This is a genomic window from Pseudomonas sp. LG1E9 (assembly GCF_003290225.1).
GTDB lineage: Bacteria > Pseudomonadota > Gammaproteobacteria > Pseudomonadales > Pseudomonadaceae > Aquipseudomonas > Aquipseudomonas cyclaminis.
This window is the reverse complement of sequence record NZ_CP029983.1, coordinates 5,881,799-5,893,414: the sequence shown is the minus strand read 5'-3', so window position 1 is coordinate 5,893,414 and position 11,616 is coordinate 5,881,799. Positions and strand designations below refer to the sequence as shown.

11 protein-coding genes and 2 pseudogenes are annotated in these 11,616 nt (G+C 60.3%); 8 read left to right on the top strand and 5 right to left on the bottom strand.

Going from position 1 to position 11,616, the window contains the following annotated elements:
- The first annotated feature begins 8 nt into the window (after positions 1–8).
- From DNK50_RS27025 to DNK50_RS27015, 3 genes are read left to right on the top strand one after another with little or no spacing between them, the layout of a single operon-like run.
- The gene (locus tag DNK50_RS27025; protein WP_112196727.1) at positions 9–869 is read left to right on the top strand and encodes a MurR/RpiR family transcriptional regulator; all 861 of its coding nucleotides are present in this window, start codon (positions 9–11) and stop codon (positions 867–869) included.
- 1 nt (position 870) lies between these two features.
- On the top strand, positions 871–2,334 hold the full coding sequence (locus DNK50_RS27020; protein WP_112196726.1) for an amidohydrolase family protein: 1,464 nt from the start codon (positions 871–873) through the stop codon (positions 2,332–2,334).
- A 29-nt stretch (positions 2,335–2,363) separates the two neighbouring features.
- Positions 2,364–2,732, top strand: a complete 369-nt coding sequence (locus DNK50_RS27015; RefSeq protein WP_112196725.1) for a glyoxalase superfamily protein — start codon at positions 2,364–2,366, stop codon at positions 2,730–2,732.
- Between the two features lie 625 nt (positions 2,733–3,357).
- On the opposite strand, the pseudogene DNK50_RS29685 reads toward DNK50_RS27015, so the two are convergent.
- Positions 3,358–3,951: pseudogene (locus DNK50_RS29685) on the bottom strand (methyl-accepting chemotaxis protein); the annotation flags it as partial.
- A 309-nt stretch (positions 3,952–4,260) separates the two neighbouring features.
- A pseudogene (locus DNK50_RS29680) lies at positions 4,261–5,277 on the bottom strand (methyl-accepting chemotaxis protein); the annotation flags it as partial.
- A 249-nt stretch (positions 5,278–5,526) separates the two neighbouring features.
- On the opposite strand from DNK50_RS29680, the gene DNK50_RS27005 reads away from it, so the two are divergent.
- Complete coding sequence (locus tag DNK50_RS27005; protein ID WP_099587252.1) at positions 5,527–6,144, top strand: FKBP-type peptidyl-prolyl cis-trans isomerase; 618 nt, start codon at positions 5,527–5,529, stop codon at positions 6,142–6,144.
- Positions 6,145–6,204: 60 nt separating this feature from the next.
- Here DNK50_RS27005 and DNK50_RS27000 read toward each other — a convergent pair whose 3' ends face one another.
- The 3 genes from DNK50_RS27000 to DNK50_RS26990 all read right to left on the bottom strand — a co-directional run bounded on the left by DNK50_RS27000 (position 6,205) and on the right by DNK50_RS26990 (position 8,114).
- Positions 6,205–6,462 (bottom strand): hypothetical protein, encoded by a 258-nt coding sequence (locus DNK50_RS27000; protein WP_003194088.1) that lies wholly within the window; start codon positions 6,460–6,462, stop codon positions 6,205–6,207.
- Between the two features lie 159 nt (positions 6,463–6,621).
- The gene (locus tag DNK50_RS26995) at positions 6,622–6,963 is read right to left on the bottom strand and encodes a zinc ribbon domain-containing protein YjdM (RefSeq protein WP_003230858.1); all 342 of its coding nucleotides are present in this window, start codon (positions 6,961–6,963) and stop codon (positions 6,622–6,624) included.
- Positions 6,964–7,145: 182 nt separating this feature from the next.
- Positions 7,146–8,114, bottom strand: coding sequence for a polyprenyl synthetase family protein (locus tag DNK50_RS26990; RefSeq protein WP_112196723.1), 969 nt, complete (start codon positions 8,112–8,114; stop codon positions 7,146–7,148).
- 239 nt (positions 8,115–8,353) lie between these two features.
- On the opposite strand from DNK50_RS26990, the gene rplU reads away from it, so the two are divergent.
- From rplU to proB, 4 genes are all read left to right on the top strand, one after another.
- On the top strand, positions 8,354–8,668 hold the full coding sequence (gene rplU, locus DNK50_RS26985) for a 50S ribosomal protein L21 (RefSeq protein WP_026014348.1): 315 nt from the start codon (positions 8,354–8,356) through the stop codon (positions 8,666–8,668).
- A gap of 34 nt (positions 8,669–8,702) precedes the next feature.
- Entirely contained in the window at positions 8,703–8,960 is a 258-nt protein-coding gene (gene rpmA / locus DNK50_RS26980; protein ID WP_003176049.1) for a 50S ribosomal protein L27, read from the top strand.
- Positions 8,961–9,153: 193 nt separating this feature from the next.
- Positions 9,154–10,377 (top strand): Obg family GTPase CgtA, encoded by a 1,224-nt coding sequence (gene cgtA, locus DNK50_RS26975; RefSeq protein ID WP_015885843.1) that lies wholly within the window; start codon positions 9,154–9,156, stop codon positions 10,375–10,377.
- A 111-nt stretch (positions 10,378–10,488) separates the two neighbouring features.
- Positions 10,489–11,607 carry a glutamate 5-kinase gene (gene proB / locus DNK50_RS26970; RefSeq protein ID WP_026013771.1) on the top strand — a complete coding sequence of 373 codons (1,119 nt, stop codon included), beginning with the start codon at positions 10,489–10,491 and terminating at the stop codon, positions 11,605–11,607.
- Positions 11,608–11,616: the final 9 nt, after the last annotated feature.

Sequence of the window (11,616 nt, the reverse complement as noted above, 5' to 3'; positions counted from 1 at the left end):
GAGCCCCCATGGACATCCTCTACCAGATCCGCGCCCGCCAGGCTTCTTTCAGCGCCGGCGAAGGACGTATCGCCAAGCTGATGCTCGATGACGTCGGTTTTGCGGCGTCGGCCAGCCTGGAGGAGTTGTCCCAACGGGCTGAGGTCAGTACGGCAACGTTGTCGCGATTTGCCCGCAGCGTCGGTTGCCGCGACCTACGCGATTTACGCCTGCAACTGGCCCAGGCCAGTGGCGTCGGCAGTCGTTTCCTGGACCCGGCGGGGTTGCCCGAACAGTCGGCGTTTCACCGGCAGATTCTGGGGGACATCGAGGCAACGTTGCGACAGCACTTATCGGGGTTCAACCAGGCCAGTTTCGCCGATGCGGTCAGCCTGCTGAGCAAGGCGCGGATGATCCATGCGTTCGGCATGGGCGGCCCGTCAAGCCTGTGCAGCGACGAGTTACAAGTGCGCCTGGTTCGCCTGGGCTACCCGATTGCCGCTTGCCACGATCCGGTGATGATGCGCGTCACGGCTGCGACGCTGGGCCCGGAACATGCGCTGATCGTCTGCTCGTTGACCGGCCTGACGCCGGAACTGCTGGACGTGGTGGCGCTGGCGCGCAACTACGACGCACGCATCATCGCCATCACTTTGGCCGATTCCCCTCTGGCGCGTTTGGCGGACGTGGTATTGCCCCTGCAACCGGCCGAAACCAGTTTTATCTACAAACCCACCGCAGCGCGCTATGGCCTGCTGTTGGCCATCGACCTGCTCGCTACCGAGCTGGCGCTGGCCCTGCCGGACGCTAACCAGGAACGCCTGCGCCGGATCAAACTGGCCCTGGACGATTATCGCGGCGGCCCCGACAGCCTGCCGCTTGGAGACTGATATGAAGTACGACACGCTGATTCGCCACGCGCTGATCATCGATGGCAGCAACACACCGGGTTACGTGGCGGATGTGGGGGTGCGCGAGGGGCGTATCGAGACAATCGGTGAGCTGTCTGCTGCGACGGCCGAGCATCAAATCGACGCCACCGGCCGCGTATTGGCACCAGGCTTTATCGATGTGCACACCCACGACGACACCGTGGTGATACGCCACCCGCAGATGCTGCCCAAGCTCAGTCAGGGCGTGACCACAGTGATTGTCGGCAACTGCGGCATCAGCGCCTCGCCGGTCAGTTTGCGCAGCGATCCGCCGGACCCGATGAACCTACTGGGTGGCGCTGCGGCGTTTGTGTATCCGCGTTTCAGCGACTATCGCCGCGCCGTGGAAAGCGCTCATCCAGCCGTCAACGTCGCGGCGCTGATCGGCCACACAGCGCTGCGCAGTAACCACATGGACGACCTGCATCGCACTGCGACACCGTATGAAATCGCCGCCATGCGGGTGCAACTGCACGAGAGTCTGGAAGCCGGTGCCCTCGGTTTATCCACAGGCCTGGCCTACGCCAGCGCGTTCAATGCCGAGACCGATGAAGTGCTGCAACTCAGTGAAGAACTGACGGCCTACGGTGCGGTGTACGCCACTCACTTGCGCAGCGAATTCGAGCCGGTGCTGGAGGCGATGGGCGAGGCGTTTCAGATTGGCCGACATGCCAAGGCACCGGTGATTATTTCCCACCTCAAGTGTGCAGGGGCGGGGAACTGGGGGCGCAGTCCGCAGCTGTTGGCCGCGCTGGAACTGGCGGCGAAAACCCATCCGGTGGGGTGTGATTGCTATCCCTATGCCGCCAGTTCTTCGACCCTGGATTTGAAGCAGGTGACCGACGCATTTCGCATCACCATTACGTGGTCCACGCCCCATCCGGACATGGGCGGGCGAGATCTGCAGGCTATCGCCGGTGAGTGGAATGTTTCATTGATGGACGCCGCCCGCCGCCTGCAGCCGGCGGGCGCCGTGTATTACGGGATGGACGAGGCGGATGTGCGACGAATCCTGGCGCATCCGTTGTCGATGGTAGGCTCGGACGGGTTGCCTGAAGACCCCTTTCCCCATCCGCGTTTGTGGGGGGCGTTTCCACGGGTGCTGGGGCATTTCAGCCGTGACGTGGGGTTGTTTCCACTGCATACGGCGGTGCACAAGATGACCGGCTTGTCGGCAGCGCGCTTTGGCTTGTCGGATCGCGGAGCCATTCGTGAAGGGCATTGGGCCGACCTGGTGTTGTTCGATCCGTTGCGGGTGCGGGATATGGCGGACTTTAAAACGCCGGAACGGGCGGCAGAGGGCATTGACGGGGTGTGGGTCAATGGCGTGCTGAGCTACAGCGACGGGCAGGCGAACGGTCAGCGCCCTGGGCGATTCCTGGCGCGCAGCGGGGATTTGCGTCGCGGTTTTTCGTCTTTATAGTGAGCGATCTTTTACACGGAGCGGTTGCCATGCACTTAGGAAAAGTCACCCCCATCCTGCGGATTTTCGACGAGACAAAGGCGTTGGAATTCTATGTGGAATTCCTCGGGTTCAAGGTCGATTGGCAGCATCGTTTCGAAGCGAATTACCCGCTGTACCTGCAAGTGTCGTTGGGTGAATGCGTGCTGCATTTGTCCGAGCATCATGGCGATGCCTCGCCAGGGGCTGCGGTGCGGATCCAGGCGCAGGGAGTGGATGCCTACCAGCAGCAATTGCTGGCGAAGGACTACCGTTATGCCAAGCCCGGTGTTGAAGAAACGCCGTGGGGCTCGCGGGAGATGAGCATCAAGGATCCGTTTGGGAATCGGTTGGTGTTTGTCGAGGAAGGTGAGGGCTGAAGGGCAAATCGCAGGCGATAAAAAACCGCCTTAGTAGGGCGGTTTTTTATTGCAACCCAGTTTGCGGCTGGGGTTGCGGTCTCACAGGAAGCGCTGACCAACAGGCGGATACTACCGCCGCTCATATCATCTCGCAAGGCCAGAGGATTATCGTTTTGATGATTTCTCTTGCCTTTTTGCACCGTAAAAATTTGCAATGAATCTATCGAGCAATACTGGTGTTGGAGCATCGTTGGTCACACCTTCGACTGGGATTTTGGTTAGGCTCCTCCCCGTTCTAAGTTCGTCGATGTGAGGTGATCCGGGCGTGCACGCGAATTCTGGACCAACCGCCACGGGCTAGTAATCCGTGCCGGATTAATGCGGGAGGCCCATTAGCCCGGCCGCCTCACAGGAAGCGCTGACCCGCGTCCGAAGGCTCGCGTGTTCCGGTAAGTGCGCTGGAGGTAAGGCCCAACTCACGGAGGGCCGAGTATGTCTAAATTTGCACGACGTACCTGGAACCTCGTAGTGAACTGCCTGCGTGCTTACCACGTATGGAAGTTCCTGCGGGACAGCTTTGATGACCTGTAAGGTCTGAGAAGTGGAGCCGCCTCGGTTAATCCCGAGGCGGCTTTTTGGTTTGTTAAACCCGGAAATGGCTGACCATCTGCTGCAACTGGCTGCCCAGACGAGCCAGTTCCACACTCGACTTGGCCGTCTCGTCACTCGCAGTGGCGGTCTGTTCCGACACGTCGCGCACATTGACGATGCTGCGGCTGATCTCTTCGGCCACGGCGCTTTGTTGCTCGGCGGCGGCGGCGATCTGCTGGTTCATCGACTGGATGTTCGACACTGTCCGGGTGATGTTCTCCAGGGATACACCGGCCTTGCGCGTCAGCTCCACGCTGCTGTCGGTGAGGCTGCGGCTGTTGTTCATCACGTTGGCCACTTGCTGGGTGCCGTTCTGCAAACCGGCGACCAGGCCTTCGATCTCTTCGGTGGATTTTTGCGTGCGCTGGGCCAGGCCGCGCACTTCGTCGGCGACCACGGCAAACCCGCGACCGGCTTCACCGGCGCGTGCCGCCTCAATCGCGGCGTTGAGGGCTAGCAGGTTGGTCTGTTCGGCGACGGCCTTGATCACGTCCATCACGCTGCCGATCTTGTTGCTCTCTTGTTGCAGGTGGCTCATGGCGTCGGTGGAACGTGCCACTTCAGCGGCCAGGCGTTCGATCTGGGCGATGGCTTCGGCCACCACTTTGTCGCCTGCGCGCGCTTGGCCGTCGGCATCGGCAGCGGCCAGGGAAGCCTGTTCGGCGTTACGTGCGACTTCCTGCACGGTGGCGGTCATTTCATGCATCGCGGTGGCCACTTGATCGGTCTCGATCTTCTGGCTGTTCACGCCGGCGCTGGTCTGCTCGGTCACGGCCGACAGTTCCTCGGCGGCGCTGGCGATCTGGGTCACGCCGTCACGAATACCGCTGATCAACTCACGCAGGGTGGTGCCCATGCGCTGGATGCCTTGTTGCAGCACGCCGAGTTCATCGCGGCGGGTCACCTGGATGTTGTGGCTCAGGTCGCCGGAGGCAATGCGTTCCACCACGGCCAGGGTTTCCTGGATCGGGCGCGTGATCTGACGGGTGATGACCAGTGCGGCAATGATGCCAACCAGCAGGGCCAGCAGAGTGCTGATCAATTGCAGGCTACGGGCCTGGGCGCTTTCGGCGTCGCGGCGATCCAGTTGAATGTCGTAGAGCTTGTCGCTGATGGTGACGATATCAGCGCCCTGGGTGGTCATTTCAGCACGGGCAGCAACGATGTTGGCGTTGGCCGCCTTGTAGTTCTGCACCGCCGTGCGATACGCGCCAAGAGCGGTTTCCAGCGCGGTCAGCGCGCTTTGCTGGCTGGCGCCAACGGCGGCGCCGAGGTCTTTCAAGCCGGCAATGGCTTTGTCGATCTGTGCGGCAGCGCGGGCTTCGGTGTCTGGGCTGACGTTGCCGGTGTAGCCGCGCACTTCGTAGCGGGCCAGTTGGAATTGCATCTTGGCGTCGGCCACGGCCTGGAACTGGGCCAGATGCTCCGGGCTGTCAGGCATCTGCTTGACGCTGGCTTCCAGCGCGTCGATCTGGGCGTTGGCACTGTCGGCCTTGTCGCCCATCACCTGGCGAGAGGCATTGCCGTTACGGTAAGCCTCGCGCATTTTGTTCAGGGATTGCTGGTAGGCGGTGATGACTGCTTTCTGCTCGTTGAGCAGCTTGAGGTTTTCCGGGCTCTTGAAACTGTCGAGCAGTTTCTGCTGCTGGGCGGCGAAGGCATCGAGGCTGGTCTGCACGTTTTGCGCCACGGCTTCGTCACCGTTGGCCAGCATGTATTGAAGGCGCACGATGCGCAGTTTGGTCAGCGAGGCGTTGAGCTGGGTGATGTCGCTCATCCAGTTGCTGCGGTCGATCAGGCCGCCAAGGCTGGTCCAGCCAGTCAGTGCCAGGATCGAGGTGAGGACAAGCACCAGGCCGAAGCCCAGGCCCAGTTTGAGGTTGACGCTTATGTTACCGAACCAGCTATTCATCGAATGCTCCGCAAGAGTGATGTCTGTTTGCTGGACGGTGTTGTTATTTGAGCCAGCCAAGGTGTAGCGCTGTATCGGCGGCGGGTCTTGATTCTGAAGGGTGTTTTATTCCATGTGGCGACGAAGGGTCGCCAGCGGTGTGCAGCACGACTGAGGGCTCATCAAGGGGCGGTCTTGTGTGCTAGTCTGCGGGCCCTTTTAGTTTCGGGCAGCGCGGGAAATCGCGTTGTCCTACAGCGGAGCCTCTTCATGTCCGAAGTTAATCTGTCCACCGACGAAACCCGCGTCAGCTACGGTATCGGCCGTCAGTTGGGCGACCAACTGCGCGACAACCCGCCACCGGGCGTAAACCTTGACGCAATCCTGGCTGGCCTGACCGACGCATTCGCTGGCAAGCCAAGCCGCGTTGACCAAGAGCAAATGGCTGCCAGCTTCAAGGTGATCCGCGAAGTCATGCAAGCCGAAGCAGCCGCCAAGGCTGAAGCCGCTGCTGGCGCTGGCCTGGCCTTCCTGGCTGAAAACGCCAAGCGCGATGGCATCACCACCCTGGCTTCCGGCCTGCAATTTGAAGTGCTGACGGCCGGCGAAGGCGCCAAGCCGACTCGTGAAGATCAAGTCCGTACCCACTATCACGGCACCCTGATCGACGGCACTGTGTTCGACAGCTCGTACGAGCGTGGCCAGCCAGCAGAATTCCCGGTTGGCGGCGTGATTGCCGGTTGGACCGAAGCCCTGCAACTGATGAATGCCGGCAGCAAATGGCGTCTGTACGTGCCGAGCGAACTGGCTTACGGCGCTCAAGGCGTTGGCAGCATTCCGCCGCACAGCGTGCTGGTGTTCGACGTCGAACTGCTCGACGTTCTGTAAGACCTGCTGATTACCTGTTGGGGCGAACCTGTTCGCCCCAACAGTGTTTTGCGCGTTTGCTCATGGATGAAACTTGCCATTGAGCTCCGTCGCCGGGCGCAACGCCCGGGCATAACAGAACAGAAACAAATTACGCACCACCTCCTTCAGCACACCGGGTTCGCTTGAGCTCAGGCCGTTGACGTCCAGGTCACCCTGGTCCTGCAATTCATTCAGCGCTTCTTCTTCCAGCACTGCACAGACTTCACCGGTTTCCCGATGCAGGATCCGCAGGTAAGGGTGTGGGCGGTCCAGCCAGGCATCTATCAAATAAGTCATGGTGCATCTCCTTGATGGGTTTCAATGAGAATAATTCTTATTCGTAGAATAGCAAGCGTCTATTGGCAGTTTGTTGGTTTTTCTGTGTGGATATTGAGGTGGGTCAGGAAGGAGGGCAAAACGCCATCCCGCGGCGGGCGCGGGATGGATGCAGCGGATTCAGACTTTGCGCACGAACTCGGACTTGAGCTTCATCGGGCCGATACCGTCGATCTTGCAGTCGATATCGTGGTCGCCGTCGCACAAGCGGATGTTCTTGACCTTGGTGCCCACCTTGACCACCAGGGACGTGCCCTTGACCTTGAGGTCCTTGATCACGGTGATGGTGTCGCCGTCCTGCAGGACGTTGCCCACAGAGTCTTTCTTGACGGTTTCATCGCCGGCCACTTCGGCCTCGCCATTGGCGGACCACTCATGGGCGCATTCCGGGCAGATCAGCTGGGCGCCGTCTTCGTAGGTGTATTCGGAATTGCATTTCGGGCAGGGTGGCAACGTGCTCACTAAAGCTCCTTAAAGGTCAGGACGGCTAAAAGTCGCACATTATATAGGGTTTTGTAGTCTTGCAGGTTGTATGAAATCTAAATGTGGGAGGGGGCTTGCCCCCGATGACGGTGTGCCAGTCTATACAGAGGCTGGCTGATCTACCGCTATCGGGGGCAAGCCCCCTCCCACATTGGTCTGCCTTAGTGAGTACGCGCGACCGCAAACTCACTCAGTTCAACCAGGGCGTCCCGGTATTCACTGGCAGGCAGGGCTTCTAGGCACTGGATCGCACGGGCCACGTAATCACGCGCCAGCTGTGCGGTGTACTCCAGGGAGCCCGAAGCTTCTACGGCCTCACGGATGCTTTCCAGGTCTTCGATCCCGCCTTTCTGGATCGCTTTGCGTACCAGGGCGGCCTGTTCCGGCGTACCTTCGCGCATGGTGTAGATCAGCGGCAAGGTCGGCTTGCCCTCGGCCAGGTCGTCACCGACGTTCTTGCCCAGAGTTTCGGCGTCGCCTTTGTAGTCGAGCAGGTCATCCACCAGTTGGAACGCCACGCCCAGGTGATCACCAAAGGTACGCAGGGCTTCGGCCTGTTCGGCGGTCGCACCGCACAGGGCCGCAGCACTGTGGGTCGAGGCTTCGAAGAGCATCGCGGTTTTGCCGCGAATCACTTCCATGTAGGTTTCTTCGGTGGTGCTGGCGTCGCGGACCTTCGACAGCTGCAACACTTCGCCTTCAGCGATGATGCGCGTGGCCTGGGACAGGATCTTCATCACCGGCATCGAGCCCAGTTCGACCATCATCTCGAACGAGCGCGAATACAGGAAATCGCCCACCAGCACGCTCGGGGCGTTGCCCCACATGGCATTAGCGGTCTCGCGACCACGGCGCATGCCGGACATGTCGACCACGTCGTCATGCAGCAGGGTGGCGGTGTGCAGGAATTCGATGGTGGCCGCCAGCAGGCGCAGGTCATCACCTTCGCGGCCCAGGGCCTTGCCACACAGCAACACTAATAAAGGACGCAGGCGCTTACCGCCCGCCGACGTAATGTAGTCGCCAATTTTGGAGACCAGCGGCACTTTAGACGTCAGCTGCTGCTTGATGATGCCGTCGACGGCGCTAAAATCGTCCGCGACCGCGCGGTAGAAAGCTTGGGGTTGCATCAGCGACAGTCGCTCCAGAAGGGTTGCGCGGCATGCTAGGACCCTGACCCCGCAGTGTCAAGGCGCGATAGACGGCCCCTTGCAAGGCCTCGTTGCCTTGCGTACAATCGCGCACCCTGAACTTCCTGGGCAGCACCTGCCTTACGCAATTGCATTTGGGACGTCCATCCCATGCAGCCATGCCAGCCAATACCTCTTCTTATAAAGAGCTGGGTGAGCAGGATTATCGGAGAAATACCATGTCGTACGCAGTAATTGTTACTGGTGGCAAGCAATACAAGGTCGCCCCAGGTGAATACCTGAAGATCGAAAAACTGGAAGTCGCTACTGGCGAATCCGTTACTTTTGATCGCGTTCTGTTGGTCGCCAATGGCGATGACGTGAACATCGGCGCTCCAGTTGTTGCTGGCGCTACCGTTGTGGCTGAAGTGATTTCCCAAGGGCGTCACGATAAAATCCGCATCATCAAGTTCCGTCGTCGTAAGCACCACATGAAGCGTATGGGCCACCGCCAGTGGTACACCGAGATCAAAATCACCGGTATTCAGGCTTAATTTCAGCCTAATTCCTCACTAGGAGAATTGACTCATGGCACACAAAAAAGCTGGTGGTAGTACCCGTAACGGTCGCGACTCAGAAGCCAAACGCCTTGGCGTTAAGATGTATGGCGGCCAGAAAATCATTCCGGGCAACATCATCGTGCGTCAGCGCGGCACCCAATTCCACGCCGGTTACGGTGTAGGCATGGGTAAAGATCACACCCTCTTCGCGAAAATCGAAGGCGTGATCAAGTTTGAAGTAAAAGGCGCGTTCAACCGCCGTTACGTGAGCGTTGTCGCAGCTTAATTGCGAGATCGCTGGAAAAGCCCTGTCTTGCGACGGGGCTTTTTCGTTTGTGGGGTGAGTCTCTTGCAAAGCTGTTTGTGATGGGCTCCGGCGCTGGATTTGCGGTCGCTGATTGAGGTCGCTGCGCTCATTTTTGCAAGAGTCTTATGTCTTGGTTTTTTAAGCTCGTCCGTGCGGCGAGAGGCGTTTTGTTATGAAGTTCGTTGATGAAGTTTCCATCCGAGTAAAAGCAGGCGACGGCGGTAACGGTTGCATGAGTTTCCGCCGCGAAAAGTTCATCGAAAATGGTGGCCCCAACGGCGGTGACGGCGGTGACGGCGGTTCCATCTACATGATGGCCGACGAGAACCTCAACACCCTGGTCGACTACCGTTACACCCGGCACTTCGATGCCGAGCGTGGCTCCAACGGCGGCAGCACCGACTGCACCGGTAAGAAAGGTGAAGACCTGGTACTGCGCGTACCGGTCGGCACCACGATCATCGACTCCGCGACCCAGGAAGTGATTGGCGACCTGACCAAGGCCGGCCAGAAGCTGATGGTTGTGCAGGGCGGCTGGCACGGTCTGGGTAACACCCGATTCAAGTCCAGTACCAACCGTGCACCGCGCCAGACTACGCCGGGCAAGCCTGGCGAGCAGCGCGACCTCAAGCTGGAAATGAAAGTACTGGCAGACGTAGGCCTGCTGGGCCTGCCGAACGCGGGTAAAAGTACCTTCATCCGCTCGGTCTCGGCCGCCAAGCCGAAAGTCGCCGACTACCCGTTCACCACCCTGGTGCCAAACCTGGGCGTGGTCAGCGTCGACCGCTGGAAAAGCTTCGTGATCGCCGACATTCCAGGCCTGATCGAAGGGGCTTCCGATGGCGCAGGCCTGGGGATTCGCTTCCTCAAGCACTTGTCCCGTACCCGTTTGCTGCTGCACCTCGTCGACATGGCGCCGCTGGATGACACCAGCGCACCAGACGCCGCCGAAGTGATCGTCAGCGAGCTGACCAAGTTCAGCCCGGCCTTGGCTGAGCGTGATCGCTGGTTGGTGCTGAACAAGTGCGACCAGATCCTCGAAGAAGAGCACGAGGAGCGCGTCAAGGAAATCGTTGACCGCCTGGAATGGACCGGTCCGGTCTACGTGATCTCGGCCATCGCCAAAGAAGGCACCGAGCGCCTGACCCGCGACATCATGCGCTACCTCGAAGACCGCGCCGACCGCCTGGCCGCCGACCCGGTATTCAAGGCAGAACTGGCCGAACTCGACCAGCAGATCGAAGACGAAGCCCGCGCCCAGCTGCAAGCCCTGGACGACCAGCGTGCCCTGCGCCGCAGCGGCGTGAAGTCGGTCCATGACATCGGCGACGACGATTGGGACGAAGAAGACGTGGATGATGAAGACGGTCCGGAAATCATTTACGTGCGTGACTGATCCGTTGCAGTAAACTTGAACGCCGCTCTCTATAGAGCGGCGTTTTAGTATCCGGGTTTAACGTTATGGGCCGCGCTGGGTCGCGCAGCCCTCAATCTAAGGTTGAAGATGATGCGGAGCAAAGTGACAGGTGCGCAGCGCTGGGTCGTAAAGATCGGAAGTGCGCTGCTGACAGCGGATGGCAAAGGCCTGGATCGCGCAGCAATGAGCGTTTGGGTCGAGCAGATGGTGGCCCTGCATGAAGCGGGCGTCGAGTTGGTGCTGGTGTCGTCCGGGGCGGTAGCCGCCGGGATGAGCCGCCTCGGCTGGACCGCGCGACCCAGCGCGATGCACGAACTGCAAGCCGCCGCCGCCATCGGCCAGATGGGCCTGGTGCAAGCCTGGGAGTCCAGCTTCGCCGAGCATGGCCGCCACACGGCGCAGATCCTGCTGACCCACGATGACCTGTCTGACCGCAAGCGCTACCTCAACGCCCGCAGCACCTTGCGTGCACTGGTGGAGCTCAAGGTCATCCCGGTGATCAACGAGAACGACACCGTGGTCACCGACGAAATCCGTTTCGGCGACAACGACACCCTGGCCGCCCTGGTGGCCAACCTGGTGGAAGCCGACCTGTTGGTGATCCTCACCGACCGCGACGGCATGTTCGACGCCGACCCGCGCAACAATCCCGATGCCCAGCTTATTTATGAAGCACGTGCCGATGACCCGGCGCTTGACGCCGTGGCCGGCAGTGTCGGCGGTGCCCTGGGCCGTGGCGGCATGCAGACCAAATTGCGTGCTGCACGCTTGGCTGCACGCTCCGGGGCACACACCATCATCGTCGGTGGGCGCCTGGAGCGCGTGCTGGATCGCCTCAAGGCTGGGGAGCGCATCGGCACGCTGCTGTCGCCGGAACGCGGCATGCTGGCGGCACGCAAGCAGTGGCTGGCCGGTCACCTGCAAACCCGTGGCACCCTGGTACTGGACGATGGCGCGGTGTCGGCGCTGTCCCAAGGCAACAAGAGCTTGCTGCCGGTGGGCGTCAAACTGGTACAAGGCAGTTTCCGCCGTGGCGAAATGGTGGTGTGCGTGGCCCCCGACGGTCGTGAGATCGCTCGCGGCCTGGCTAATTACAGCGCCCTGGAAGCTCAGAAAATTATTGGACAATCGTCGGATGCGATTGTCGGACTATTGGGTTACATGGCCGAACCGGAACTGGTTCACCGCGACAACCTGATCCTGGTTTAACCAAAGGAA